The 26493-nt window shown below is 68.0% G+C and carries 28 protein-coding genes, 1 tRNA gene and 1 pseudogene; 14 read left to right on the plus strand and 16 right to left on the minus strand.

Going from position 1 to position 26493, the window contains the following annotated elements; all coding sequences use genetic code 11:
• Positions 1–96: 96 nt before the first annotated feature.
• Positions 97–822, minus strand: coding sequence for an SDR family oxidoreductase (locus tag V7E46_RS06465; RefSeq protein ID WP_333767505.1), 726 nt, complete (start codon positions 820–822; stop codon positions 97–99).
• A gap of 134 nt (positions 823–956) precedes the next feature.
• On the opposite strand from V7E46_RS06465, the gene V7E46_RS06470 reads away from it, so the two are divergent.
• Complete coding sequence (locus tag V7E46_RS06470; protein ID WP_333767506.1) at positions 957–1805, plus strand: LysR family transcriptional regulator; 849 nt, start codon at positions 957–959, stop codon at positions 1803–1805.
• Positions 1806–1997: 192 nt separating this feature from the next.
• On the opposite strand, the gene V7E46_RS06475 is transcribed toward V7E46_RS06470, so the two are convergent.
• Positions 1998–2867 (minus strand): NAD(P)H-binding protein, encoded by an 870-nt coding sequence (locus V7E46_RS06475; RefSeq protein ID WP_333767507.1) that lies wholly within the window; start codon positions 2865–2867, stop codon positions 1998–2000.
• A 90-nt stretch (positions 2868–2957) separates the two neighbouring features.
• Between V7E46_RS06475 and V7E46_RS06480 the strand changes: the two genes are divergently transcribed.
• Positions 2958–3686, plus strand: a complete 729-nt coding sequence (locus V7E46_RS06480; protein ID WP_333767508.1) for a TetR/AcrR family transcriptional regulator — start codon at positions 2958–2960, stop codon at positions 3684–3686.
• A gap of 100 nt (positions 3687–3786) precedes the next feature.
• Here the strand turns inward: V7E46_RS06480 and V7E46_RS06485 are convergent, their stop codons facing one another.
• The gene (locus V7E46_RS06485; RefSeq protein WP_329177393.1) at positions 3787–3963 is read right to left on the minus strand and encodes a hypothetical protein; all 177 of its coding nucleotides are present in this window, start codon (positions 3961–3963) and stop codon (positions 3787–3789) included.
• A 240-nt stretch (positions 3964–4203) separates the two neighbouring features.
• Between V7E46_RS06485 and V7E46_RS06490 the strand changes: the two genes are divergently transcribed.
• Positions 4204–5391 (plus strand): PP2C family protein-serine/threonine phosphatase, encoded by a 1188-nt coding sequence (locus tag V7E46_RS06490; RefSeq protein ID WP_333767509.1) that lies wholly within the window; start codon positions 4204–4206, stop codon positions 5389–5391.
• A gap of 121 nt (positions 5392–5512) precedes the next feature.
• On the opposite strand, the gene V7E46_RS06495 is transcribed toward V7E46_RS06490, so the two are convergent.
• Both V7E46_RS06495 and V7E46_RS06500 read right to left on the minus strand, forming a co-directional pair.
• Entirely contained in the window at positions 5513–6346 is an 834-nt protein-coding gene (locus V7E46_RS06495) for a PIG-L family deacetylase (protein ID WP_333767510.1), read from the minus strand.
• A gap of 244 nt (positions 6347–6590) precedes the next feature.
• Positions 6591–6983 carry a nuclear transport factor 2 family protein gene (locus V7E46_RS06500; protein WP_333767511.1) on the minus strand — a complete coding sequence of 131 codons (393 nt, stop codon included), beginning with the start codon at positions 6981–6983 and terminating at the stop codon, positions 6591–6593.
• A 273-nt stretch (positions 6984–7256) separates the two neighbouring features.
• On the opposite strand from V7E46_RS06500, the gene V7E46_RS06505 reads away from it, so the two are divergent.
• The gene (locus tag V7E46_RS06505; RefSeq protein WP_333767512.1) at positions 7257–8225 is read left to right on the plus strand and encodes a helix-turn-helix domain-containing protein; all 969 of its coding nucleotides are present in this window, start codon (positions 7257–7259) and stop codon (positions 8223–8225) included.
• Between the two features lie 122 nt (positions 8226–8347).
• Entirely contained in the window at positions 8348–8536 is a 189-nt protein-coding gene (locus tag V7E46_RS06510; protein ID WP_333767513.1) for a hypothetical protein, read from the plus strand.
• On the opposite strand, the gene V7E46_RS06515 is transcribed toward V7E46_RS06510, so the two are convergent.
• The 6 genes from V7E46_RS06515 to V7E46_RS06540 form a co-directional block, all read right to left on the minus strand.
• A complete protein-coding gene (locus tag V7E46_RS06515; RefSeq protein ID WP_333767514.1) occupies positions 8533–8754 on the minus strand; it encodes a hypothetical protein in 222 nt (73 codons plus the stop codon). The genes V7E46_RS06510 and V7E46_RS06515 overlap by 4 nt on opposite strands.
• A 710-nt stretch (positions 8755–9464) precedes the next feature.
• Positions 9465–9887 carry a PIN domain nuclease gene (locus V7E46_RS06520; RefSeq protein ID WP_333767515.1) on the minus strand — a complete coding sequence of 141 codons (423 nt, stop codon included), beginning with the start codon at positions 9885–9887 and terminating at the stop codon, positions 9465–9467.
• Positions 9884–10099 (minus strand): type II toxin-antitoxin system VapB family antitoxin, encoded by a 216-nt coding sequence (locus V7E46_RS06525; RefSeq protein WP_333767516.1) that lies wholly within the window; start codon positions 10097–10099, stop codon positions 9884–9886. Before V7E46_RS06525 ends, V7E46_RS06520 begins: the two co-directional genes overlap by 4 nt.
• A gap of 905 nt (positions 10100–11004) precedes the next feature.
• Positions 11005–11163, minus strand: coding sequence for a hypothetical protein (locus V7E46_RS06530; protein ID WP_333767517.1), 159 nt, complete (start codon positions 11161–11163; stop codon positions 11005–11007).
• Between the two features lie 148 nt (positions 11164–11311).
• Positions 11312–11452 (minus strand): hypothetical protein, encoded by a 141-nt coding sequence (locus tag V7E46_RS06535; protein WP_333767518.1) that lies wholly within the window; start codon positions 11450–11452, stop codon positions 11312–11314.
• A gap of 34 nt (positions 11453–11486) precedes the next feature.
• A complete protein-coding gene (locus V7E46_RS06540) occupies positions 11487–12065 on the minus strand; it encodes a hypothetical protein (protein WP_333767519.1) in 579 nt (192 codons plus the stop codon).
• Between the two features lie 531 nt (positions 12066–12596).
• On the opposite strand from V7E46_RS06540, the gene V7E46_RS06545 reads away from it, so the two are divergent.
• The 4 genes and pseudogenes from V7E46_RS06545 (at position 12597) to V7E46_RS06560 (ending at position 15444) form a co-directional block, all read left to right on the plus strand.
• On the plus strand, positions 12597–12932 hold the full coding sequence (locus tag V7E46_RS06545) for a hypothetical protein (protein ID WP_333767520.1): 336 nt from the start codon (positions 12597–12599) through the stop codon (positions 12930–12932).
• Positions 12933–12937: 5 nt separating this feature from the next.
• Positions 12938–13249, plus strand: coding sequence for a hypothetical protein (locus tag V7E46_RS06550; RefSeq protein WP_333767521.1), 312 nt, complete (start codon positions 12938–12940; stop codon positions 13247–13249).
• 430 nt (positions 13250–13679) lie between these two features.
• A pseudogene (locus tag V7E46_RS06555) lies at positions 13680–14290 on the plus strand (DUF4291 domain-containing protein).
• A gap of 62 nt (positions 14291–14352) precedes the next feature.
• A complete protein-coding gene (locus tag V7E46_RS06560; RefSeq protein ID WP_333767522.1) occupies positions 14353–15444 on the plus strand; it encodes a hypothetical protein in 1092 nt (363 codons plus the stop codon).
• A gap of 318 nt (positions 15445–15762) precedes the next feature.
• Here V7E46_RS06560 and V7E46_RS06565 read toward each other — a convergent pair whose 3' ends face one another.
• The 3 genes from V7E46_RS06565 to V7E46_RS06575 all read right to left on the minus strand — a co-directional run bounded on the left by V7E46_RS06565 (position 15763) and on the right by V7E46_RS06575 (position 17158).
• A complete protein-coding gene (locus V7E46_RS06565; RefSeq protein ID WP_333767523.1) occupies positions 15763–16095 on the minus strand; it encodes a helix-turn-helix domain-containing protein in 333 nt (110 codons plus the stop codon).
• Entirely contained in the window at positions 16092–16478 is a 387-nt protein-coding gene (locus V7E46_RS06570) for a type II toxin-antitoxin system RelE/ParE family toxin (RefSeq protein ID WP_333767524.1), read from the minus strand. The genes V7E46_RS06565 and V7E46_RS06570 overlap by 4 nt, the downstream gene beginning before the upstream one ends.
• Before the next feature lie 173 nt (positions 16479–16651).
• Positions 16652–17158, minus strand: coding sequence for an HAD domain-containing protein (locus V7E46_RS06575; protein ID WP_443054029.1), 507 nt, complete (start codon positions 17156–17158; stop codon positions 16652–16654).
• A gap of 583 nt (positions 17159–17741) precedes the next feature.
• On the opposite strand from V7E46_RS06575, the gene V7E46_RS06580 reads away from it, so the two are divergent.
• The 5 genes from V7E46_RS06580 to V7E46_RS06600 all read left to right on the plus strand — a co-directional run bounded on the left by V7E46_RS06580 (position 17742) and on the right by V7E46_RS06600 (position 24539).
• Positions 17742–18116: a hypothetical protein gene (locus V7E46_RS06580; protein WP_333767526.1), complete on the plus strand. Its 375-nt coding sequence runs from the start codon at positions 17742–17744 to the stop codon at positions 18114–18116.
• Positions 18113–19405, plus strand: a complete 1293-nt coding sequence (locus tag V7E46_RS06585) for a WXG100 family type VII secretion target (RefSeq protein ID WP_333767527.1) — start codon at positions 18113–18115, stop codon at positions 19403–19405. Before V7E46_RS06580 ends, V7E46_RS06585 begins: the two co-directional genes overlap by 4 nt.
• Positions 19406–19505: 100 nt before the next feature.
• Positions 19506–20417: a hypothetical protein gene (locus tag V7E46_RS06590; protein WP_333767528.1), complete on the plus strand. Its 912-nt coding sequence runs from the start codon at positions 19506–19508 to the stop codon at positions 20415–20417.
• Positions 20418–21312: 895 nt separating this feature from the next.
• Positions 21313–21717 (plus strand): hypothetical protein, encoded by a 405-nt coding sequence (locus tag V7E46_RS06595; protein ID WP_333767529.1) that lies wholly within the window; start codon positions 21313–21315, stop codon positions 21715–21717.
• Positions 21718–21800: 83 nt separating this feature from the next.
• Complete coding sequence (locus V7E46_RS06600; protein ID WP_333767530.1) at positions 21801–24539, plus strand: tetratricopeptide repeat protein; 2739 nt, start codon at positions 21801–21803, stop codon at positions 24537–24539.
• 265 nt (positions 24540–24804) lie between these two features.
• On the opposite strand, the gene V7E46_RS06605 is transcribed toward V7E46_RS06600, so the two are convergent.
• Both V7E46_RS06605 and V7E46_RS06610 read right to left on the minus strand, forming a co-directional pair.
• Positions 24805–26214, minus strand: a complete 1410-nt coding sequence (locus tag V7E46_RS06605) for an endonuclease NucS domain-containing protein (protein ID WP_333767531.1) — start codon at positions 26212–26214, stop codon at positions 24805–24807.
• Between the two features lie 142 nt (positions 26215–26356).
• Positions 26357–26444: transfer RNA gene (locus V7E46_RS06610), tRNA-Ser, on the minus strand.
• Positions 26445–26493 lie beyond the last annotated feature (49 nt).

The raw sequence follows: 26493 nt of genomic DNA on the forward strand, positions 1-26493 counted from the left end.
GGCCGCGGACGTACGTGAATGAGGCGGGCGCACGCGACTGCCCGAGAAAGCCGCCGACGCCCGTCCTACGGTCTCAGCCCGGGACCGCTGCCGAGGTCACCACGGCACCACCCCGTCCTCGTCGAAGAACGCGCCGGTCGGGCCGTCGTCGGGGAGGGAGGCGAGCCGGATCGCGATCGCCGCGCCCTGTTCGGGAGTGCGCACGCCGCGGAAGCCGTTGAGGTCGGTCGCGCAGTAGCCGGGGCAGGCGGCGTTGATCAGGATGTTCGTGTCCCGCAGCTCCTTGGCATACTGCACGGTCAGGGCGTTGAGGAACGTCTTCGACGGTGCGTACGCCGCGGAGATCGGCCCCGTGTCGGCGCCGGGGGCGGTCTGCCTCGTGAGCGAGCCGACGCTGCTGGACATGTTGACGATCCGCGGCGACGCGGAGCGGCGCAGCAGCGGCAGCAGCGCGTTGGTGACGCGGATGACGCCGATCACGTTGGTCTCCACCGCCGTCCGTACGGCCGAGGGATCGACCGTGGTGGGCGTCTGCGGCATGCCGCCGGTCACTCCGGCGTTGTTGACCAGGACGTCGAGGCGGTCGGCGCGCTCCTCCAGCAGCCGGGCGGCGGCCGCCACGCTCGCGTCGTCCGTCACGTCGAGCGGCACGCCGAACGCGTCCGCGCCGCCCGCCCGCAGTTTCTGTACGGCCGCTTCCCGGCGTGCCTCGTCCCGGGCGCCGACGCCGACGCTCCAGCCGAGGGCACCCAGGCCAGCCGCGATCTCGTACCCGATTCCCTTGTTCGCGCCGGTGACCAGCGCGATCGTCTGTCCGCTCATACGGTCCATCGTGTTCCGCACCCCCGCGACGCGGCCAACACCGTCTGGGTAAGCAGCGATACCTTCCCGGTATCGAACCAGCTCACCGCGGCGATTCCGTCCGGCGCCGAGGCGGAGTCAGGTAGCTTGGCGGCATGGAGACGAGGGAGTTGCGGTACTTCGTCGCCGTCGCCGAGGAGTTGCACTTCGGGCGGGCGGCGCGGCGGCTCGGGATCGCCCAGCCTCCGCTGTCGCGGGCGATCCAGCAGCTCGAACGCCGGCTCGGGGCCGCGTTGCTGGAACGCGGCAGCCGCGGTGTCACCCTGACCGAGGCCGGATCGGTGCTGCTGCGGGAAGGGCAGGCGGCCCTCGACGCGATCGATGCCGCCGAGCGCCGGACCCGCCGCGCCGCTCTCGCGCCGACCGGCCACCCCGGCGTGGTCCTCGTCACGAAGGCCGGGGCGACGGGCGAGTTGCTGGCGAAACTGCTCGACGCCTACGCGGCAGAACCCGGCGCGGTCGCCGTCGACGTGATGCTGTGCGGGATCGGCGAGCAGGAGCGGCTGCTGCGGGACGGACGGGCCGATGTGGCCCTGCTGCACCGGCCGTTCGACTCGACTGCCGGGCTCGACACGGAGGAGTTGCACACGGAGGGACAGGTCGTGGTCCTTCCGGCCGGGCACCCCCTCACCGGCCGGGCCCATGTGCGGATGTCCGACGTCGCCGCACTGCCCGGCCTGCCCATGCCCCGCTGGCCGGACCCCGACGGCACTTTCCCGGACGGTGCCGGGCCGCCGGTGCACAACCACACGCAGCTGCTCCAGCTGATCGCGCTCGGCCGGGCGTCGGCGATCCTGCCGGAGTCGGTGCGCGCCGGGCTGAGGGACGGCCTCGTCACCGTCCCCGTGGCCGACGCGCCGACGGTGACGACGGTGATCGCGTGGCCGCCCCACAGCCGCTCGCGGGCGGTCGCCGCCCTCGTCCAGGCCGCTACCCGGCTGTGAGGACTCCCTGCGGAAGGGAGCGGTCCTGTCGGGTACGGAGGCGGGTGCCGTCCGCTCATCCTCTCCGCTTCTGTGTAAGCCCCCGGCGGAGGCGTTCTTCGTGCGGCATGCGACCCGCCAGGACGCTGGTACCCGCCAGCGCCTTGCCCGTCCCGTCCTTCGCGGACGGGGTCATGGCCGCGGATGTGCGCCCTACCCGGTCTGTTCGGCCCATGCCTGCTCCAGCAGGGTGCGGAAGGCGGCGGGCTCTCGGCCGATCAGTTCGGCCAACGCCGGGTGGACGGCGGCGAACTCGGCATTCCGCGCTGCTGCGAAGATGTCCAGCATCAGGTCGGCGATCGGCGCCGGGGCACCGTGCGCCAGGGCCTGCTCGCGGAAGTCGTCGGCGACGAGGACGGTGCGGGTGAAGGCCCGTCCGGTGACCTGGGCGGCGATCTCGGCGACGGCGTCGAAGTCGAGCGCCGCCGGACCGGTGAGCGGCGGGGTGGGTCCCTCGAAGCGGCCCTCGCCGGCGAGGATCGCCGCAGCGGCCTCGGCGAGGTCGTCGTGGCCGGTCCAGGCGACGGGGCCGTCGGCGGGGAGGGCGATGTCGCCGGTATGGCGCGCGGTCTCCAGGAACAGCACGGCGCTGGCCGCGTAGAAGCCGTTGCGCAGCGCGGTCCAGGGCAGGCCGGTGGAACGCAAAAGGTCCTCGGTCCGGGCATGGTCGCGGCATGCCTGGAAGCGGGAGTCGTGGGCGGCGCCCATCTGGCTGGTGTAGAGGATGCGGCCGACGCGGGCTTCCACAGCGGCGTCGATGGCGGTGCGGTGCCCGGTGACGCACTCCTCGCCCGTGCGGTCGAGGGATACGAGGAGCAGTTGCTCGGCGCCCTCGAAAGAGTGCACGAGCGAGGCGGGGTCGTCGAAGCTGCCCTGCCGGACGCGTACCCCGCGGTCGGTGAGGTCCTGCGCCTTGCGGGGGTCGCGGACACTGACCCCGAGGCGGTGGGCGGGGACGCGGTCCAGGAGGCGCTCGACGATGCGGCGTCCGAGCTTTCCGGTGGCTCCGGTCACGATGATCACGGGGGTTCTCCCAACGATGCTTCCAGTGGAATCAATCCAACGGTAACACCGATATTATCGGTGGAAGCACATTCCGATAACCTTGAACCCATGCCTCCTCGCGACACCGCCGACAGCTCTCGACGCCGCATCGTCGTGGCGGCCGTCGAGCTGCTGGAGAAGGGCGGGCCGGACGCGGTGAGCACCCGCGCGGTCGCCGCCGCGGCCGGGATGCAGCCGCCGGCGATCTACCGCCTCTTCGGCGACAAGGAGGGGCTGCTGGAGGCAGTCGCCGAGCACGGCTACGCGCAGTTCCTGGAGAGCAAGCGCGCGCAGCTCGATCCCGCGCCGCCGGACCCGGTGGAGGAGCTGCGCCGCGGCTGGGACCTGGTGGTGGGGTTCGGGGTCTCCCGCCCGGAGCTGTTCGCGGTGATGAACCGGGCCACCGGCCGGGGACCGGACGCGGCACACCGCGCGGGCCTGGAGATCCTCCGCGGGCGGGTGCGCCGGCTGGCCGCCGGTGCGTGGCTGCGGGTCGACGAGGAGCTGGCCGCCCAGATCATCCAGGCCACCGGCCAAGGCGCCGTCGCCACCTGGCACTCCACGCCCGCGGAACGCCGTGATCCGGCGCTGCTGACCATCCTGCGCGAGTCGATGGTCGCCGCCGTCACCCGCGCCGAGCCGGCGGTCCCCGATACCGAGTCCGGCCCCGCCCCAGCAGCCCGCGCGCTGCGCGCTGCCCTCCCCGATGACGCCGGTGTTCTGAGCGACGCCGAGCAGCGGCTGCTGCGCGAATGGCTGACCCGGCTGGCGGCGGACGGTGGCACACCGCGGGCCTGATCCCAGCAGTGACCCCGCGCCCGGCGGTGTCCCGCCGTTCGGCCATGACGGCACGCTCGGTCGCGGTCACGGTGCGTTCAGCGGCGCCGGGGCGTAGCCGTCAGAGCCTGTGCAGGTCCTCCAGCGGTCTGCCGATGGCTTCGGCGACCTCATCCTCGTCGACCCCCTGCGCCAGGGCGGCTGCGCTCTCGGCTTTGAGGTCGTCCGCCGCCGCCTCACGGGCGTCTTCGGCGTCGTCGTACCGCTGGGCGGCGAGGGCCAACTTAGGCGTGTCCACACCGCTATGATGCCACCCGCTGGCCGGTTCGCCCCGACCGGACACGGCCGGGCATTCGTCCTGAACCTGAGGGAATTGCGGGCGGTGTGCCCCACCTGGCCCCGGGCCGACTGTGCCGCGGCGGCGGTAGGGTGACGGCGACCGAGTCGCCGGGGCTTCTCGCAGTCGTCCGTCGCGCTGCTGGTGGCCGCGGGCCGCATGGGGCGGACCGGCTCCATCCCCTCTTCCCCGGGGTTCACTATGGCAGCACCGCACACCGATGGGTCCGGCGCGCTGACCCGCCTGCTGAAGGACAGTTGCCGAGCGGCCTTCGAGCAGCTGCCGGCGCTGCTGGACGCCGCCGCGGGACGCCTCGGTGTCGGCCGGGCCCGGTTGTACGTGGCGGACCTCCAGCAGGATGTGCTGCGCGAGGTCACCGGGCACGGCCAGAACGCCGGTGCAGGCGGCGCCGAACTGCGCATCGACTCCACGCTGGCGGGCCGGGCCTACCAGACCGAGCAGATTCTGAGCGGTTCGGGCGGACGCGAGCACTGGCTCCCGATCGTGGACGGCACGCAGCGCCTGGGTGTCCTGCGCCTGCGCTCGCAGAAGAACGCGGAAGCGGATCTGCCCGCCGCGCAGTCCCTCGCCCTGGTGACCGGGCTGCTGCTGATCGCCAAGCGCGCGCAGAGCGATTCTTACGCCCGGCTGATCCGAACCCGGCACATGGCCGTCTCCGCGGAGTTGCAGTGGACGCTGATGCCGCCGCCGACGTTCGCCAACGAGCGGGTCACCGTGAGTGCCGCCATGGAACCGGCGTACCAGGTCGCCGGCGACGGCTTCGACTACGCGATATGCGGCGACACGGTGCACCTGGCGGTCTTCGACGCCATGGGCCACAACACCACTTCAGGGCTGACCGCCAGTCTGGTGATGGCCGCCTGCCGCAATGAGCGCCGGCAGGGCGCGGGCATCGCCGAAGTGAGCCGGGCCATCGAGGACCTGCTGCTCCAGCAGTTCGATCACGGAAGCTACGCCACCGGCATACTTGCCGATCTCGACCTGAACACCGGAGTCCTGACCTGGGTCAACCGCGGCCACCTGCTGCCCATCGTCATCCGTGGCGGGCGCTGGGCCAGCGTTGTCCGCTGCCCCCCGGCCGGTCCGATGGGCGCCGATCTCAAGCTGCCGATCACCGTGTGCCGCGAACAGCTCGAACCCGGGGACAGGCTGCTGCTCTACACCGACGGCATCACCGAAGCGCGGGACGCCGACGGAGGGCAGTTCGGCATCGACCGGTTCACCGACTTCGTCATACGCCACCACGCGGCCGGCCTGACGGTCGCCGAAACGCTGCGCCGTCTCATCCACGCCCTCCTGGAGCACCAGCAAGGCCGCCTTGAGGACGACGCCACCGTCCTGTTCTGCCAGTGGAACGGCGCCGCCTGATCACGGTCGACACCGGCGAGAGCGTCCGGACAGAGGCGTACGAGGACCTCGACCACGCCAACGCCGACCACCTGCCGGCCGCCGCCCCATCCGCCGGCCGGCAGGTGGTCGGACGGGCGGATCAGCGCAGCCCGGCGAAGAGGTCGTTCTCGGGTACGGCCGCGCCGGTGGTGTCCCGGACCCGTACGAAGGTCTCCACGCCCATCAACTCGCCGAACCGCTCCCTGCCCATCTTGAGGAAGAAGATGTTCTCGCCCTGACTGGCGTGCGCGGCCAGCGCGTCGAACTTCTGACCGCTGAACGCGGTGGTGTCCACCCACGTGGTGATCTCGTCGTCGGGGAGGCCGATCCCGGCCATCGCGGCGGTCTCGGCAGGGTCCGGTTCGGGCATGTCCGCACCGAACTCGCGCATCACCTCGCCGAACCGCTGCATCATCGAGCGGGGCGCCGTGGTCCAGTACACCTTCGGTGTCGGCGCGGTCATCTCCAGCGCCGCCATCGTGATGCGGTGGGCCTGAATGTGGTCGGGGTGGCCGTAGAAGCCGTTCTCGTCGTAGGTGACGACCACATCAGGTCGGTAGTGCCGCATGAGTTCCGCGAGTCGGGCGGCGCCTTCCTCGACCGGGGTCCGCCAGAAGGCCCCAGGGGCGTCGTTGCTCGGCCAGCCCATCATCCCCGAGTCGGCGTAGTCCAGCATCTCCAGATCGCTGATCTTGAGGACGTCGCAGCTCGCCTTGAGCTCCTGACGGCGCATCGCGGTGACCGCCGCCGGATCGTGCCCGGGATCGCCAGGCTTCACGCCCTCCGGCCCGTCACCGCAACCGCCGTCGGTACACGTCACGAGAACCGTGCGGATGCCCTCCGCCGCGTACCGCGCGAGGATGCCGCCGGTTCCGGTGGCCTCGTCGTCGGGGTGGGCGTGTACCGCCATGAGCGTCAAGGGCCGGTCAGTCATGAAGCAGTCCTCCTGCAGAGATACGTCCTGATCCGAAGCGCGTGCCGGACATACCGCGATGCCCGGGTCCTGGCGCGGCGAGACGGGCGGCGCTGCGGCCTCCGTGTCTCCTGCCCGTGCGGGGCCCGTCCCTCGGCCAATGCAACCGTGCCGGCCGGGTGCGGCGTTGCCCCAACACGCTTTCCCACGGGTCACGGGGTCGTTATGGGCGCCTCACCCGCCCACCCGGCCGATCCGTAAGTCCTTAGCCGGCATCCGGGACGGCGCTGGCGTGGGCGGCAAGGACGCGCCAGGTGCCGTCAGCGTGTATCCAGGTGCGGGTGTAGCGAAGGCGCGCCGTGAACGGATGTCCCCCGGCGGTGCCCTCAAGCCCAGCCAGCACGCGGGTGATCCCGGTGGAGTTCACCACGGTCACCTGCAGGTCCTGCTGGTCGAAGACCTCGACGGTCAGGGTCCGGGACCTGTGCGCTCCCAGGTCCTCCTCCTTCGTCACGGTGCTGCCGTCGGGTCCTGTGTACACGACGCGGTCGTCCAGGAGCAGGTCCAATGCCTGCGCGTCACCTGATCGAACAGCGGCTTGCAGCCTCTGCTCGGCATCGTGGAGAGCGGCTTCAAGAGCCACCTGTTCCGTCCCCATCCCGATCCTTCCTGCCCGGCCGGCCTGCGCGATGACGGGAACGCTACTCCAACGCACTGACACCGCAGTCGCAGGACCGGTCCTCCTTGCCCGGGAGCCGGCCGTTCGGCGTGCCGGCGGCAGCAGCGCCCGGGTGACCGCCCTCAGGTACCGATCCGTGGCGGCGGCGCAGCGCGGCCCAGTGCTGGGCCGCTCTTGTGCGCCCGTAGCCAACTCCGCGGCGCGTACGCCGGCCCACAATGCTTCTTATGGCCGGCAAGGAAGGCAGAAGCGATGGACACGCTGTACGACACCGCAACAGTTCACCCGCCCGATCGTTACGAATACTATCGCGCGGAGTCTGCCGCCGAACTGGCGCCGGTGACCGTCCATGGGCGCCCGCCCGGGCAACTGCGCGCGGTGATGTCGGTCGCGAAAATCAGTGACTTCGAAATCGAGAGCCACACCTTCGCCGCAGACCGCGAGATCTCCGTACGGCGCACCGAGCGTCTGATCGGCGTCAGTGATCCCGAGTGCTACCGGGTGGTCACCGCTCTCACCCCCGGGATACGGGTGAAGCACGCAGGGCACACCGTGGACTTACGTGCTCGGGACATCGCGCTGTACGACAGTTCGCAGCCCTGGGAGACGACGAATCCGACCGGCCTCATTCAGACGGCCATGCTGACGTTTCCACGGGCCCTGGTGCCCGTTGACTACGCTGCCGTTCGTCCGCTCGTCGGCAGCGTCACGCCCAAAAACGTACCGGGGCGCAGTGCGCTCGCGCAGTTCCTGATCGGGCTGACCGAACCGGCCGGCCTAGAGGTCCCGGCGCTGGCGGAGGTTCTGTACGAATGCGTGGTCGGACTGATTCGTCAGAGACTCGGTGAGCCGGGTGGAATCACTCCGCAGACACACCGGTTGCTGCAGCGGACTCACATCAGCGGAATCATTCGCCGGAATCTTGGCGATCCGGCGCTCGGCCCGGAGGAGATCGCCACAGCAGCGAACCTGTCCACCCGGTACCTCTACTCATTATTCCAGGACGCCGAACTCACGCCGATGCGGTTCCCCAAGAACCTGCGCCTTCAGGAAGCCCGCCGTCGACTGGAGGATCCGGCGCTGGCGAGCCTTCCCATCTGTGACGTCATGTCGGCTGTCGGGTATCGCCGGTCTGACCAGTTCGCGCGCGACTTCCGGCAGATGTTCGGCGTCTCGCCCAAAGACCACCGTCAATTGTCCTGCGGGCAACGCACGTCGTGAGCGCCGTCCCGGAGAGAAGCCCGGACACGGAGCAGCCAGCTCCGGACGAACGGTCCCATGAAGCACCGGCTGTAGCCGCAGCACTTGCCGAGTGCTTCCGAGTGGCCGTCCGTGATGTCGATGTGGCCGACGAGAACTCCGATCAGGACGCGCGGAACCGGGACGCGCCGATGCTCTGCGGAACGCACGCGGTCGGAGGCGATGTGAGGACATCTCTGGACGTCTATGCCCAGGACAGCGTTCAGCCGCAGCAGAGTGAGCCGGAGCTGGCCGCAGCGCTCGCGCGTGTGCTCGGCCGCTCGGTCCTCTAACCGACGGAGTCGATCCGGCCGAGCGCGTACTGGCTCGCGACCGCCGATGGTACGGTCACCCGGGCCCGGCTGCTCGACTCGGACGACGAGAAGCCTGTGTCCACGGTCGATGCCGTCGAAGCGCCTGTTGCCGACCTCCCGCGCGCCAGGGTCATCCGGATCCCCGAGATCGTGTACGACCAGCGGAAGCCGACACCGGTGAGCGACCGCTTCGTCACATCTCTCAACGCTCTGGGGACGGGCCGAACCGACGAAACCGACTGCCCGTACTGGACGGCTGCGACGAACTTGGGCGCATGGGAACACCTCGTACAGACGATGACGGACGACTGGGCTCCCGCGGGTTGGTACCCGGCGGACCTGTACGTACAAAACCTCATGGCACGGGACGAGTTGGACCACCTGCAACAGCAGCTTCCAGAGCGGGCGGCCGAGTTGCTGGAGGCCGCGGTGGTCCCGCCTGGTACCTGGACCTCGGCAAGCAACCAGACCTGGACGTCCCCGGCACGGACGACGCCGGCTGGTGGTGGGACCGCCGCCCCGCCCCCTCCCCTGGTAGCCCCACGACGGCGCCATCCGCCACGGCAGAGGCCCGTAGCCGTCGTAGAGGTGGACGGACAACGGCTTGCGCCCCAGTCAGCGGTGGGCTGCGGATCCACACAGGGCGAGACCACGAATGTCGTCGGCCCCCGCTGCGAGCAGTGGGGGCCAACGACGTCGTGCCCGGTGAGGCACTGGCGGAGGATACGCGATCCGAACTCGTGAGGGGTTGCCCCCAACACGCTTTCCAACGCATCGCCTTCGAGTTCGCGGATGGCTCCAGGCGCTCTGACCTGCGATGGAGCGGTCGGGCGAGAGACGTGCGGACGCCGATGAACGGGCACGAATGAGACCAGGACTGAGACCGTCGACGCCTCGCGCAGTCGGGCTACTTCCCGGCGTCGGGGCCGTACCACTGGAGGGGCTGCCCGGTGACGGCGGCGATGCACTCGAAATCCCGGTCGCGGTGGAGGAGGGTCAGTCCCTGCAGTTCCGCGGTCGCCGCGACCACCAGGTCCACCGGGCCTGCACTGCGGTGCTGCCCTTTGCGGGTCAGCAGCTCCTGGACGCGCCAGGCCCGGTCGTAGGCCCGGTCGTCCACCGGCACCCAGCCGAAGAGCAGGCGCATGTCGTCGATGCCCTGGGCCCGATCCTCGGCAGACCGCGCGCTGTAGAAGAACTCCAGCTCCGTCACCGGGCAGGTTGCGATGAGGCCCGCTGCAGCTGCTCTGTCCCAGCCGTACTGCTCGGCGTCCCCTCGCATGAAGCGGGCGAGAGCGCTGGTGTCGATCAGGAACTGTGCCGCGCTCACCGGCGGTAGTTCCTCTTGTCCTCGAACAGATCCAGGTCGAAGCCGCCCTCGTCCGCGGCCGTCCGCAGACGGGTGAGGGCAAGGGCACGCCGGCGGTTGTCCAGCACCTCACGCAGAGCCATGTTGACCGTGTCCTTCTTAGTGTTCGTACCCAGCGCCTGGGCCACACCGGCCAGCAACTCGTCGTCGAGGTCGATCACCGTTCGACTCACAGCTACCTCCCTTGATATCATCGATCCGAGTTATTATACACGCGTGGATGCATAGCGTAGGAGTCCAGCCGAGTCCCTGGTCGCAAGATCAGAAAATGCCCGGCCGCCGCTGCTGACTGCTGACCTCGAAGCCGAGAGCCTGCAGTGGCCATCGACGTCATGCCCGGTGAGGCACTGGCGGAGGATACGAGATTCGAACTCGTGAGGGGTTGCCCCCAACACGCTTTCCAACTGCCCGTCCCGCGGTACGGCGGGGTTCGCCACGGTTCTGAGCTGGGGTGCCGTGTGGGCTGGCGGTCCCTGCGGACATCCGCGAACAGGGGTAAACGCAACCCGAACTGCAACCCTCCGGGGTGCGGGGTGCTGACCGTGGTCGGACTGGTGATCGGGGGCCGTGCGTGCGGTTCCGCAAGCCTGGCCCTGTGGAGAAAAAGGCAGGCGTATCAGCGTGGATTGGGAGGGTCACCGGTGTCGGCCGGGGCTTAGGCGTGCCTGCGCGCGGCAGACATTGGGGTCCAGCAGGACGCGCGTGATCTCGTGCAGCGTCGGGGCGGGGCGATATTGACGCGGTGCTGCCCTGGTTGCAGTCCCTCGTGAAATGAACTGGCTGCTTTTCTCGTCGGCCGTACCCTGTTTGCCGGGAAGGTGGATCTCGGCCTGAAGGCGAGATGCTCCTTTTGTGGCTTTCGCTGAAGTTGGTTCTGTACGGCTTCGGCTCGTAGAAGGACTGCAGGTCAATCAGATTGCTCTCCGCGCGAGAGGGGTGGAGCCCGGGCGACTGGTACCCGAGCCTCGACGGCATCCTTCTCCCTCACCCGGGGGCCGCTTGTTCGCCGTCGCCGGAATCGTGCTCATTCCGGTCGGGATGTGGCTCATCGTCTGCTGACATACGGGCTGTGGTGACGTCAGGGCTTGATGACGACGGTGTGGACGATCTTGTCGGCGAAGGTCTGCTTCTTGCTGTCCCAGGCGGCCCAAAGGAAGGCTAGGTAGCAGGGGATGGCGACGACGAGGTGCAGGAGCCGCCTGCCGGTACGCCAGACCGAGGCCGGCGGCCTGGCCACCGCCCTGCGCGGTAGCCGGGTGCCGGGCGCCTAGCGGTCTGGGGTGCGACGATTGTGCACCGGTCGGCGGCGGGTCCGGACCGCGGGGTTGTGGTGAGGTGTGCCGAACTCCGCCTGTCCGCAAGGGGCCGGGCCGCTTGTTGGGCCGTCATTTCCTGCGCGCGCGGTGCTTGCCGATGATGACGATGACGGCGAAGACGGCTATGCACACGGCTATGCCCAGGAGGTCGACGAGCGGACCTCCGGGCAGACGGGTTACGCCCACTGCGATGGTCAGGCTTGTTCTCACGTGGTACTCCCTATCAGAACCTGCGCGGCACTGGTCATGACCCGTACACGGGACCGGTTGTCAGCGGTGGTGGCGGCGGGGACAGCTGTTTCTCGATCCGGTCGAGGCGCCGGAGTGCGCGTCGGCCGGCCACTGCGCCGGTTCCGACGCCAGCGGCTGCCACCAGTGCCAGTGTCCCCAGGGCCGTCCGGCTCGTGACCAGGCAGGCGATGCCGAGCATCCCGAAGACAACGGCGAGTGCGGGGTTCATCCAGCGGCCCCTTTCAAGTGCCGTGCGCTGGCGTCGGGCCAGGAGCGCCATCGCGTGTCGGGCCGCAGGGTCGCGGGGGATGCGGCCCTGGCGCAGTCGCCGGGAGGCCACCGGAACCTGCCAGGTTTTCAGGCCGGTCTCAGCTGCGACCTGCCGCCGGATCGCCAGCGTCTGCCACGTCACACCGGCGGAAGCCGCCAGGCCGCCACCGAAGCCGCCGGGATTGTCGGGCAGCCACAGCGACCACCCGGCTATCAGCCCGGCATACACCAGTAGCACCACGGCGATGCGTGCCCACGCCGGGTCGTACCAGCGCCGCTCGCCCTCCCAGTCCACCACAGCGCAATGGACCTCACTGCTCATCGCATCCCCCCAACGCCCCGTCACCCAGAGCCAGTCGCCTACCCTCAGGCGCGGGCAGCAGGCCCTCCGACCACGTCAAGCAAGCTCTGAGGACGAAGCGTCAAGCATCTCCTGAGACTTCACAGACCAGCGCATCAGTGCCCGTATCCCTGGTGGGCAGGTGCGGAGGATACGAGATTCGAACTCGTGAGGGGCACGTATGGCGTCGCCGGGCAAACGGGTCGGCAGCCCAGGCTCCGCGCGCCCGCGACGCCTATGCGGGAAGCCGCCGCGGCCCTCTTCCTGCCGACCTGGCACGGTTCATACAGCCCTACGGCCCCCGGGCGCTCCGCCGCTGCAACGACCGTGGCGCCCATGGTGAGGTCCCGACATACCGCGACACGAGCAGGAACCGAGCTGCTGCGCCAGGACCGACAGCGGCGGCAGTGCGTAGGCGTGTCTCTGCCTTTCCACGGCCGCGCCCGTGCCAGGGCGCTGCGAAAGTCTGTTCTCCTCTCGGAAACTTCGCTCCGTGCCGTACGAATGGCTAGCGTGAAGCCGGAAACGATGAGCCGTGACATCGGCAACCCCACCCTGGAGACGCATGCGATGACATCCCCCGCCCCCTCCGGTAAGGGCAGGAGCACCCGGCCCTTACCCCGCACGATCGCAGCGATCAGCGCTGCGCTCGGTGAGGAGAAGCGACAGGCGTTCCACACGGCGCTTTGGCATGCGCCGCTGGGGCCGGAACTCGACGACGTAATGAATGTGTGGTGGATGGAGGCGATGTTCGATGCGGTGCCCGGCCGTGAACACCGTCTGACCAGGACGGTCGCCGGCCGTGACCTGGTACGCCTCCCGGACTTGTGCGCGGATGATCACCGGTGAGGCCCGTGTCACGCGGCTGGCAGGCCGTCGCCGAACTCAGAGCGGCCGAAGTCCTGCATGACATGGGGATGTCGGGATGCAGGGAACTCCACGACCAGATGGTCCTCTTCTTCCGCGCGCTGGCTCTCGAAGTGGGCGACTCCGTCGAGTCGGGCAAGACGCCGCCGGGACTGCCAATGGAAATCGACGGTGTCATCTGGTATAGCGTGGCCGTGCCCCGTGAAGGCGTCTTCTTCAGCTACAGCATCTATCCCGGCGAACGGCAAATACGTATCTGCGACCTCATCTGGATCATGTCGGATCCGGATCTGGCCTGACCGGTCTCCACCCTGAGTTCCGGAGCCGTCACCATGAACGGCGCTGCGGTCCTGGTGAGATGGCGGGGACACGAACGATGCCGCAGCAGGACGGCCGTCTCCCTGCGACCGCGTGCCCGAGGGCGGGCTGGCACGCGAGCTGTGGTGTGCCGGCCGTCCTCGTGAAAAAGGTCGTAGCGATGTCCATCGCAAGGACTCCGCCGAGGGCCGCGGACTCCGGCTCGTCGCGCGGTCGCCGCTGGTGCGATGAGCGACGATCATCTGTCGGACACGCAACGGAGCGCGTGCGTACTTCCGTATCTACGCAGGATCGCGGGTGACGCGTCCTCGCGAGTCACAGCGAGCCCAGGCCGGTGAACGTCCAGGCCAGGGCAGCAAGTGCCGCTCGGCGGTGAAAACCCGGTGGCCCGTGACGGCATCGATGGCGAGCATGGCACCTGTGTCTGTCGTGACGCGCGAGATCCGCGCCCTCTATTCCGCCGAGACGGTCACGGTCTACCAGGCGTATTCGCCGGAGACCGCCTACCCGGCGGCTGCCGCGGGACGGTTTTCCGACGGCTACGACCGCGGGCGGATGACGTGGATCAAGCCCTCGTTCCTGCCGATGATGTACCGCAGTTCCTGGGGTTCGGCGGTGGGGCAGGAGAGGGTGCTGGCGATCCGGATCCGCCGTGAGGGGTTCGAGTGGGCTCTCGCCCACAGCGTGTTGTCCGGGTACAACGGCCGGTTGCACGCGTCCCGCGACCAGTGGAACGCGAGATGCGCCGCAGCTCCGTGCGCATCCAGTGGGACCCGGAGCGGGACCGGCGCCTGCAGCCGATGCCGGATCGTTCCCTCCAGGTCGGCCTGCGCGGCGAGGCCGTTCACCGCTACGTCGACGAGTGGATCGTGGGCATCGACGACGTCACCGAACTCAGCCATGCGGTCCACGCACTGACCGGGGACGGTCTGACGGCTGAGGCCGCACGGCTGTTGCCGGTCGAACGCCGCTACCCGCTGACCGGGGCACTCGCGTCCCGCATCGGCGCCACGTCCCTGTGACGTCCGCTGGACGACGAAACAGCCCGACGGGTCGGGCGGCAGGTGAGGGGAGAATGCGGCCGGTGAGCGATGTTGAGTTCTACGCCGATGTGCTCTCCTCCGGCACCGTGCTCGGCCTCGATGCGCACAGCACGCCGGAGCAGGTGACTGCCGTGCTGGGAACGGATTTCGGTGAGTACCGGTCGCGCGGTGCGATGATCCGGGATTTCGGGCTGGTCGAGTTCACATGGGAGCGTCGGCGAGCCGACCGGACATGGTCGGGAGTGGGATTCGCCGTTCAGGTCCACCGCCTGGAGACGGCCGGCACGGAAGCGGTCAGCCCTGCGATCAGGGCGGCCTACGGCACGTTCCCCTCCGCGCCGCCCCGCCTCGAGGAGCTGAGGGCGCTGATGGATGCCGAGCGGTGGCCGCTGCGGGATGTCCCCGGCGCCGATCCGGACTTCCGTGAGCTGTGGCAGCCCGAAAGCGGGGTCTCCGTCATGACCGGCCCGCGAAGGAACAGCCTGTCCTCCGGCACGGACGACCTGCCCGTCTACCGGATCGGAGCACCGCTCACCGTCGGGCAGGCAGTCGTGCGCTCCCAGGGCTCTGCCCGTCGCAGCCCGGCGCTGGACCGTCTCGACCACCTGCTCGGGGCCACCCCGGAGGAGCGGTTGGACTGGCTGGCCCGTCGCGGATCCGCGCCGGAAGCGGGGCGGACCAACTGGTGGCTCTATCACCTGCAAGTCATCGACTTCCGCATCGCCCAGCAACGGGAGAGCCAGGTTTCCTGGATCGGACTCAAACTCTGGCTCCTCGACCAGGGCGAGCGGCAGGGGCTGTTCACCACCGCGGCGACGGTCGAATCGCGCGCCTGGTTCGTCGCGGCGCTCCATGACCGGTACGCCCCGCTGCCCGACCGGACCGTGCTCCCAGAGGCCGACACTCTGGTCCGCGACTGCCTGGAAGCGATCCCTGGCACGGCGGCGAATCTCGCCCGCCGCCGCGACCTCCACTCCTGCTCATGCGCAAAGCTGCTCCGCTCACGCCACGCCACGCCACGCCACGCCAGGAACCTCATCCGAGCCGCGGAGCAACACCGCAGCCGCCTTCGGGACCCACTGCTGGCCGCCCATCTGGACGATTGGTCCACCTTGCGGCCCCAGTTGGTGTGATGCCGAGACTGGGGATAATGACGTAGGTCCTGAATGCCTGAATTGCGGTGACATAAATGCAACCCAAACTGCAATCTAACCATAGCGGGGTGTCGGACCGCAGGAGCGGCTCGGCACCCCGTTTCGCCTGGTCAGGCGGTGTACGGAGGATACGAGATGCGAACTCGTGAGGGGTTGCCCCCAACACGCTTTCCAACCGGTCACTACGGCGTCCGCCACGAGCCAGATCCGGTCTGACCTGCGATGAATCAAGTGGTGGGCCGGGCTCCGTACGCCGTCGGACGGAGCCGAATGAGACCAGAACTGAGACCAGTGCCCTCATGCTGCGTGGGGGATGAAGGCGACAGTGGAGGTGTCGCCGTCGAGGGCGATGTTGAGCGACGCGTCGAGTGCTCCCGCAAGCCGGGCGAGCAGGGGAAGGGTAGGGACGGTGCCACCGAGTTCGAGCTTGGACACCTGGGGCTGCGTCATGCGGGCTCGTCGGGCAAGTTCGGTCTGGGAGATTCCCAGTTCGGTCCGGCGGTCGTACACCGCTTGCCCAAGGTCGAAGGCCATCCGGATCTCGGTGCGCGTCGCTTCCACTTCGGGAGGTTCGGCGTAGCCTTCTGCGGCCTTCCGCTCGCGGGCGAGCTTCCACTGGGCGTGGTTCACGGGCCTTCTCCTTTCGTGACATCGCGGGTGAACTCGTCGTGCGCGGTGTGGCGCTCGGCCTCGCATGCCTTTCTGGCCTGCTTCGCACGATCCACTTCCGCATCCTCCCGCATCCGCGTCTTGCGGAACACGGTCAGCAGCACGATCCGGCGCTCGGAGGCGAGCCAGTAGGTCAGACGGACGGCGTTGCCGTCGTGGCCGAGGCTGAACCGTAGTTCCCGTAACCCGTCGCCGAGGTATCGGGCGTAGGGCTCGGAGAGGGTGGTGGGCGCGTCGAGCAGACGTTCAGCCGCATGCTCGGCTACGAGGTAGTCGCGATCGGACAGGGTGTCCAGCCAGCGCCGGACTTCCGGTTCGATCTCGATCTCCCAGCCATCGCTCATATAGCTGACTATATAGATAGCCCAATGTATGGGCAAGCAGGGATGAGCGGTCGGCAAGCACATCGGCCAACATCGACAGGGCGCCGCCCGGCGACCTGCCGCGAGGGACGGATAGGAACGAGCTCAGGGCCGCCGGCCTCGTCGGCTCGCACACATAGCGCGCCCGAAGACGACTACCCCGCCCGCAGCCATGTGTCGAGTGCGGCGAAGTCCGTGGCGGTGGGTCCGTGACGGTTGTCGACACGGTGCAGGAAGGCGCGGGCGGGGTGGTGGACCTCGGCCCAGGTGCGGTCAGCGCCAGTGATCTCGTCGTCGAGCCAGACGAAGGGTCGTCCGGCTGCCCAGTCGAGAAGCGTGCGGGTCTTCCAGTGCAGGCCGGCCGGTTCGGGATCGTCGGACGGCTCCGGCCAGGTGACCACAGGGAGCTGTGGCAGTCCCAGGAGCGGCGCGAGGCACTCGTTGGCCTCGGACTCCCACGTGGCGGCCCACACCAAGTCGCATGGCAGCGCCAGCAACTTGGCCCCAAGGGCGGGATCGACCCTGGCCAGCAGCGGATTCCCACCGACAGCCTGCGGCACGTAGGTCGGATAGCCGTCCGGGTACTGCTCCCGCGTCCCGCCGAACGGGATGAGTGGTCCATCCACGTCAACAAAGAGGACAGGCCGCGGCGGGAAAACGATCACCCCCGCACCGTAGAGGCAACACGGGTGGGCCTGGAAGCGGCCCGACGGCCGCCCGCCCGACCATGGCCGCGCCGCTGGCGAGCCCTGGACGTCGATGGGCCCCGCTGCGAGCAGCGGGGCCCATCGACGTCGTGCCCGGTGAGGCACTGGCGGAAGATACGAGATGCGAACTCGTGAGGGGTTGCCCCCAACACGCTTTCCAACCGGTCACGACGCTGTCCAGGAGGAAGCGGAGGCGGTCTGACCTGCGACCGAGCCGATGCCTGGGCGGGTGGCGGACGGACCCGGACGCGGCTGAATGAGACCAGAACTGAGACCGAGGGCGTGGGGGCGCCGGGGCCAGCTTCTGCCGTGGGCCTCGGACAGGTGAGAATTCGACAACCGTTTCCTTTCCCGGGCATGGGGCAGCACTGCGCATCACTGAACACAAGCCAGCGAAACCGCTGTTCAGGCCATTCCCTTTCCACTTGTCGCGGTTCTTGTCCGCAGCCGATGCGCGCTCGCCAGAGTGGTAGGAGGCAAAAGCTGTTGATCAGCTGATGCTCTGGAGGAATCGTTGATTCATGGGGGTAGATGACGTATGGGTGACGCCGACGACGGCGAGATACTCGACATCAAGCTCGCTGACCTGCAGGCGACGGCACCGCAGTTCCTCATGCACAGTTCGTACCTTGCCACGGCCCTGGTCAAGCTCCAGGGCGCTCTGGCCGCGGCCGGTTCAGCGTGGGGGGCGGACGACCAGGGCAAGCAGTTCGAGGGCCAGTACGTGCCGAACGTGACCAGCATGACGATGGCGGCCGAGGTCCTGGCGCTCGGCCTGGCCAGCATCCACGACGCGATGGTCGACATGGCGGACGGCCACGTGGGCAACGAGGAACTGGTCCGGTCGATGTTCAGCCGGAACGGGCCGAAACCGGAGCCTCCCCCGCACACCGCCGGAGGCGGCCTGCAGTGAGCGTCGCCGACGAGGCCAAGAAAATCGTCATGAAGCTGACCGGCATGTGGTGGCCGGACGCCGACGAGGGAGGTCTGCGGGACGCGGCCACTGCATGGCGGACCTTCGCCGACGACGTCGAGACCCTCACCGCCGCCGCGAACACCTCAGCCCGCACCCTGATCGAGAACAACACGGGCAACGCGATCTCCGCCTTCGACGACCCGTTCTGGCGCCGCTACTACTACGGCAACAGCGGCTGGCTCCAGGACATGGTCGACGGCGCCCGCGACCTGGCCACAGCCCTCGACCAGTACGCCGACAGCGTCCACAGCGCGGTGACGCAACTCGAACACGAACTGGAGATGGTCGGCGCCACCATCGTCGCCGGCACCGCACTGGCGTTCTTCACCGCAGGACTCACCGAAGCCGCTGCTGCGGCTGCCACTGCTGAGATCGTGGACCTCTCCGCCACCCTGGGCGTGACCGTCACCGCCGAGGTCGCCACCATCGCCGGCACCACACTCGCCACCGCCGCCATCGCCGGCGTCGAATCGGTCACCGTCGACCTCGCCGTCACCCAACCCATCGCGATCGCCACCGGGCAGAGCAACGGCCTCAGCCTCGACGAGGCGGCGGACTCCGCGCTCTTCGGGATGGTCTTCGGCGGCGGCTTAGGAGCGGGCGGCGGCACCCTCAAGGTCGTCGCCGAGAACGGCGGCCTGCAGAGCGTGCTCAACGGACTCCGGCTGAGCAGCGCTGACCTCGACGCGATGGGCAAGTCCCGTACGTGGAAGCTGTTTCAGTCACCGGACTCGAAAATTCCCGTGGCACCGCTTACACCGGGCGACTACGACCTGATCTCCGGCGACCCGGTCTACTTCGGGCAGGACAGCACGACCGTGGGCTACGACGGGCTCACCCTGAACAACCTGCAACGGGTCGCCCGTGTCCCGGGCGTACACGACGTAATCATCCACGGAACGGACCAAGGCGTCTTCGCGCCCGGGCGCGTCAACGCGGCCGGAAAGATTCTGACGGACTTCGAGGTGAACCCCACCCATATCGCGGACGCCATCCGAAGCAATCCCGGTTACCACGGCGAACCGGTGCGCCTCGTTTCCTGCTACTCCGGTGCCGACACGAGACCTCCGGAGCTGCCCCTCGCACAGACCATCGCCAACGAACTCGGCGTGCCGGTGACCGCGCCCACCAGCAAGGTGGGTACATCCCCGGATCTGGGACTCAACCAGACCCCCACTATCGGCAACAATGGCTACTGGCGCATCTACCTGCCCATGGCCCAGTGACGGCAGGATCACGGGAGTGGCGATGATCAAACGAGCAGGTTTCTACCGGGAGACCGGCAGTCCGGATCCCACAGGTGACGCACCCTGCCTGCGGGACGCCGTGCGCGACACCGGCACCTGGGACGAGGACAGCGTCGTCGCCTATCTGGAGTCGGCCCGGGAGATCTACAGCACTATGGGCGCCGAGCAGGACGTTCTCACCGGCGACAAGTGGATCTCGGGCGCTGGGTCCCTGATGACCGATGGCACCTGGATCTGGCCCATCGACCTCGCGCACTACGTACGACGCCACCACGCGGCCCTGCCCGCCGAGTTCCTCGACCACATCCGGGCCCGCAGCTACACGGTCCCCTCAGTGGAACACGAACGCGCCAAGGAGATCTTCCTGGCGGAGTTCCCGAACGCCGCGCCCCGGCCGGCCGCCGCGCCCGACGGCTTCTTCACCTGGTACCTGCCGAAACTGACGGACGCCAGGGCTCGTCGGCTCCTCGGTGACCTGGCCACGTGCGGGCTGTCCGCCGTCCATCCGCTGACGAACTCCCTCTTCGGGTTCCGCGAGACGCCGACCGGTGCCCGTAAGCCGCTCCCCCTCAAGGTAAGCGACGAAAGCCTCAGTGCCGATCTGGCCGAAGAGGATTACCGACGCGTCGAGTTCACGTGCTGGAAGGGATACGACCGGCCCCTGACGGTCGTCGTCCGGCGAACGGACGCGTCGACGCAGAGCGTCGCGCTAGCCCTCACCGACCTGCCGGAACCCGCCCGCGAGCCGATGCTGGCAAAGCTGGCGAGCCTCCCCGACCGGGATCCGGCCGGTTGCCTCGGGTTCGTGGTCGATCTGGCCGGTGCCACAGCCGCCGAGGACTGGGACAGCGTCCTCACCGGTGCCGGAGGGCCGATCACCGTATGGCCGGACACCGTGGGCATCCTGCGTGAGCGTGTTCCCGAGCACCCCGAACTCTCGGCGGGCCGGCGCACCCAGCACGGCCCGCTCGACGTCTTCCATCGCCCGTGACCGCAGGCTGAGCCGCTCAGCAGCGCCGTCGTCCGGAGTAGGAGACAGGTCGCTCCCGGACCGGGCTGACGGTCACCCGAGGCGCCCTCGAACGTCCGCGGACGTACGTGAATGAGATCAGGCCCGAGAACTCTGGCCGGCCAGTGTCTGGAGTACTCAACTGCAACCCTCGACGTGGGGGGGGGGGGGGGGGGGGGGGGGGGGGGGGGGGGGGGGGGGGGGGGGGGGGNACGTCGTGCCCGGTGAGGCACTGGCGGAGGATACGAGATTCGAACTCGTGAGGGGTTGCCCCCAACACGCTTTCCAACTGCTCGTCCGAGGGTTCAGGTAGGTACGCCACCGTCCTGACCAGGGCTGAAAGCGCACGGTGGATGCACTCAGGACACCCCTGAACAGGGCTGAACGCAACCCAAACTGCAACCCTCGGCGGCCTCGGTGGCGCGTCTGTCGTGCTGCGCTGTAACTGTCGCAGCCTCTCGTCCCGGATTCATGGCAGGGCGGGCCCGTGAGGTCATCTCGCCACCTCAGAGGCGGAGAGGGTATCGCTGCAGGACGATGCGGTTGCTGTACGGTGCTGCTGAATTTGCGGTCCGGAGCGAGGCTGCGGGCCGCCCGAGGGTAACTGCCGATTCCTTGATGGCCCACGGCTACCGGGTCTTCCTGCGTGATGCATTCAGCCCGTTCCGTTGCCGCTTCTGCTCTGACGCCATGAACTGAACTCCTCGCTGGCAATGTCCGCTCGCGGTGGGTTCGGTAGTTGCGGCGGTGAGCCGTTGCGCGGTGGGGTGACAGTAGGCCGGGCCGGCGCGGCTCGGGATGTTCAATGCCCGAAACATCCGCTTCGCGCTGACAGAATGTGTTACTCGACCAGCAGGGACCGGCGTCAGGGTTAGTCATGGAAGATGATTTGTCCATCTTTATTCAGGCAGCTGGAAGCACGGTAGTGGCCCTTTTGGCCTCGGCCGCTTTCAGCGGTGCCAAACGCGCTGTTCTCGAACTGTGGGCCCGCCTGCGCCCCGAGGAGGTGACTTCGATCGCTGCGGAGTTGGAGGCGACACGAACGACCCTGACCCAGGGAGCACAGGACGACCAGGCGGTCCAGGACCTTGCACAGGCATGGCAGCGCCGCCTCGCCCCGCTGCTGTCTGCCGAATCGGATGCCGCCGCCCTGCGCCGCGCGCTCGCCGCGGCAGACGCTCCACAGGAACAAGGACCAGCTACCGGGGTCCGTATGACTGCCGAAGCCCACCATGGCAACAACTTCCAGGCCGGGCGGGACCAGTACGTCATTGGCCGCTGACCTTCATGACCGGTCGGCAGCCAGGGCCGCTGGTTGTAAGGACTGACTCGGACGAAACGCTGCGCCAGAAATACGGAGTAACGATGCGGGTTCCCGACGGCGACCTGATTTACATCAAGCAAAACGCGGAATCCGGCGGGTCCGGCCGTAATATCCAGGCGGGACGCGACCAGTTCGTGTTCGACTCAGGGAGCGTCCATGTCCACTTCAACGGCTTGCAGTCACCCAGTACCCCTACGCCTTCGCTGCGGCCACCGATCAATCTCAGGCCGCCGCAACTGCACGGGCGAGACATCGAATTGCGCGACCTAGGCGGCGGGGACTTGGCAGCACTGATGGGCCGCATCACCGTCCTGGGCGGCCTAGGCGGGATCGGAAAGTCCGCGTTGGCCCTGACCATTGCCTACATCGCGAAAAGCGCTGGGGTATGTGTGCTGTGGGTCCAGGCGTCCAGCGGGCCGGAAGTGAGCGAGGCGTTCCGGCAGATCGCAAGGAAGCTGAGCCAGCGGGACGTCGGGAGTGACGAGGTGCCGCTGGAGGGGCTGAACACTGCGGACCTCGCCTGGGAAGCTCTTCATGCCAGCGAGAAGCCTTGGCTGCTGATCCTCGACAACGCGGATGATCCCTCGCGGCTCGACCAAGACTTGGGGTCCAACTGGCTGGAGCCATCTGCGTCCGGGGCAGTCTTGGTCACCACCCGCCAAGCGCATAGAGACGTGTGGCCACCGGGGACACAGTTGATAAGGCTCGGCCCGCTCGACCCTCCGGCCGGCGCCGCTATGCTGCTCGCCCTGTCCGGCAGCACCGCACCGGATCCCGCGGAACGTGACGCTGCGCAAGACCTGTCCGAGCGGCTGGGTGGAGTGCCCCTAGCACTGCGGGCTGCCGGGCTGTGCGTGGCGCAACCTCTCTCTCCCATCCGCGACTTCACGGCCTTCCGTCACGCACTCGACCGTGACTTCCCGAATGTGGTTGACCGGGCAGCCGCCACCTCACCGCGCTCGTCCACGACCGATGACGCCCGGAGTCTGGTAATGCAGACCTGGGAGGTGTCTCTGGACGCACTGGAGCAGCAAGGGGTCTCTCAGGTAAGGCCGATTCTGCGGGTTCTGTCGTGCTGGGCTTCCCGGCCGGTACCAGTGGCCCTACTTTCTCCCAAAGTGCTGGGCAGGACCCACGGCCCGGACAGTGGCGGCTGGAACAGCCTTGTCGTGGAGCGTGCTTTGAATGCCCTCAGTGCCGTCGGCCTGATCGACATCGCCGACGAGAATTCCGACGTTTCCTCCGTAGAGGCCGACGCGTTCTATCGCCAGACTGGCGACGTGCGGCGGCACCGGTGCGTGGTTGTGCACCCTCTGGTCGCCGAAGTGAACGCTGCGCATCTGGAACGTTCCCCCCACCGGGTCCGTACCTGGGGTGCCGCGGTCCGTTGCCTTGGAGCTCTGCGGGATACCGAGGACGAGGAGATCGCCGCACAATGGCACCTCGCGGTCCCTCACATGATGACGGTGGCGGGCCGGCTCCCACCATCGCACGGTGAGTTGTTCGAAATCGTCGTGGATACGCATATGTACTTGAGTCGCTACCTGAGAATGGTCGGTCAGTACGAAATTGCGTACAGGTGTGCTGCGGCTCTTCGTACGCGACTGACCGCTTTCACACCCAACGACCGAGTCCGTTACCGGGTCGAACTCAATGCGGCAGAGTGGGCCTGGCACATGTCTCGCCTGGACGAGGCGGACGCCACGGCTGCGGCTGCCTGCCGCCTAGCCGATTCTTCACTCGGAACGGATAGTGTCGAATTCCTTTCGGCTCGCGCGCTGGCTGTTGCGATCCATTCGGAGCGCGGCTTTCTGGAGTCGGGAGAGAAAATGGCACGCGAGCTATGCGCGGAGATGGACGGCAAGCCGCACCTCCCCTATCTCGGCATGCAGGCTCATCATCATCTCGCCACGATTCTCCGTGAGGCAGGACGTCTCGATGAGGCAGAGAAGCATTCCCGCCGAGCGGTGGAGTTCTCGGACTGCCTGGAAGCCGCGCCCTTCAGTCGGGCCATCATCCGCCATGAGCTAGGCGTCATCTTGTGGCATCGAGGCCATCTCGACCAGGCACTCACTGTCCTATTGGAGGTGCTGCGGCAGCAGCGCTCCTACCTGCCTGCCTGGCACCCATCAGTCCTGGTCACCCGCTATGACGTCGCCTCCATCCACAGCCTGAGGGGAAACTCAATCAGGGCCTTCATGGACTTCATGGATATCTGGCTGGCCGAGCAGGATCTGCTGGGGAACGGTCACTACAAAACACTGCAGACTCGGCATCAGATTGGCCAGATTCTGGTGGAAATCGGTCAGGTCGAGCAAGCCGAGTCGATCCTCAGCGAGGTGGAGGAGGAGTACGGAAAACAGGGACTGGATGGGCGCCTCACCGATTTCCTGTCCACCCGGCATGAGAGGGTGCACATTGCGGCACAGCGAGGCCAGCACGTGGAGGCTCACCGGGGGTGGCGCCGGATCCTCGATGAAGAGCAACGCAGCCTGGGTGGGCGACACCCCTCCACTCTCCGCACTCACTACAACTGGGCACTCTGCTGGGCGGTCCTCGGCTCTCCCCCGGTGGCGCGTGCCGAGATGAGAAAGGTGCTCGTCGCTCGCCGCGACGTGCTCGGTAAGGATCACTACGAGACAGTGCAAGCCGCAGACGCGCTCGCGGCATTGGCCCGCAAGCCGTACCTGAGCTGGCGGTTTGGCGGAGACCGGAGACGCAACGTGCCTGTGAACCGGGCGGCACGTAGAAATACCAAGGGCCAGGCTGGCGACCTCTGAGTTCGAACTCGTGAGGGTTGACCCCAACGCGCTCTCCAATTCTTCGTCCCGTCGTACGCTGGAGTCCGTTACCGTTCTCGTGCCGACTGTCAGAGAAGGACACGGACATTGTGCACGTCCGACTGCGGGACAGCCCTCAGCGGCTACACGACCACGGCCGAACGCAGACGGCCGCGCTGAGTCATGGAGAGCACTTCTTGTCTGTCGAACACGTCAGGTGTGCTTATCGCCAGCGCAGGTGAGGGTCGCGAAACAAGGGCAGATGTCATCCGCTCAGTGACCGGCTGAGTTCTTCCGGCGTCATGCGGGAGCCGGGGTCGGCCATGTCTCCGTGGAAAACGATGCCCTCCTTACGCAGGAGGTCCGCCGCGGTATCCGTACGCTCGGAGTCCAGCCAGCGGAACTTGGGGCTGACGCGTCTCTTGACCGTGAGCACTCGCCAGGCATTGGGGCAGTCCTCGCAATTGGCGATGTGCGTACCGATGGGGAGCGCGTGACTGCCGATAGCGGTTGCGAGGTCCCCGTACGTCGTCCAGCGCCCGGAGGGTATGGCGGCCAGCACGGTGTGGAAATCCGTCCAGTCCCTACCCACGGATACGTCGCCTCGTACCTGCTTGGCCAACTGAGCCAGGTCGGTGTCCGCCAGGGCAGCCCACTCGTCGGGGTCGACACCCTCCGGGACATGGTCGGCATCGACTACCCACCAGGTGGTGCCCTGGATGCTGGAAGGGGAACGTCCCGTCACGGTAGTGAAGATGTGCTCAGTCAGATGACCGGCGGAGTAACTCTGCCCGTCCGCATCCCACGTGAGCTGGTCGGTAGTGGTGTTCGCCCACCGGACCGTTGTGCGGCCGACCTCTTCGGCCGCCCAAGCGGTGATCGCTTGCCGGATCTCCTCAGTCACGCGGTGCTGCGGCCTCAGGCGCAGCCGTGTTCCGTCCGGCAGGATTCCGGCGCTGACGAGTTCGCGCACGGCGTCCTGTGCGCGTGAGCGTTCCTTGATCTTGAGGGCCGCGGCCTCGGATCCGATCCGGGCCGGGGCCAGGGTGAATTCTTCGACCTCCGGCGTCGGATACACCTTGGCGAAGCCGGCGACAAGGTGTCCCTCCGCTTTCCACAGGCCGACCTGGATCAGGTCGATGTCCAGGTTCATTTCCGAGAGCCACACGGCGGTGTGGGTCACCTGCTTGGGGAAATCGGCGGCGATGATGACGAGCCGGGGGCGCCGGAGGAGTTCCGGATCCCACTCGCCGTCCACGTGGTCGAGCAGACGTTGCCGGCAATCGCCCTCCGTCACCGTCTCACCCCGGTTCTTGCGGAACCTGTGGTGTGCCTGAGCAAGGCTATCGAGGTCGAACCGGGAAACCAGGGCCGCGTAGGTGATCACCTGGAGGTGGACGTCTCGGTCTGCCCTACGACGCTTGAGTTCCACCACGACGAGCCGCCCGGTCGCGTCCAGGCCCAGCACGTCCAACCGGTCCTTGGCGGGGACGCCGTCGGAGTCGGCCCAGCGGTCGAACTCCGCCGTGACGACCAGCACGGACTCACCGAGCACCTGGGGGTGGGCAATGACCCACTCCTGGAGGTCCCGCCGCTCCTCCAGGCCCTCCGCCGCCAACCCGGTCCGCGTGACCGGAGTCGCCTTCTGCCCCGACACGGTGAAGAGGTGATCCATGCTGCATCCCCATGACTGCCCGGCATCTCTTGCGGGGCATCGCCATCATAGAAAGCACGGATCACGGCAACTGCACCCCCCCAACGTCGAAGGGCCCCACCGCGAGCGGTGGGGCCCTTCGACGTCGTGCCCGGTGAGGCACTGGCGGAGGATACGAGATTCGAACTCGTGAGGGGTTGCCCCCAACACGCTTTCCAAGCGTGCGCCCTAGGCCACTAGGCGAATCCTCCGCCGCAAACAGTACAAGACGCGGAGGGGTGGTTGCGAACTCGATGGGGG

The organism is Streptomyces sp. IBSBF 2435 (genome assembly GCF_036815005.1).
Lineage (GTDB): Bacteria > Actinomycetota > Actinomycetes > Streptomycetales > Streptomycetaceae > Actinacidiphila.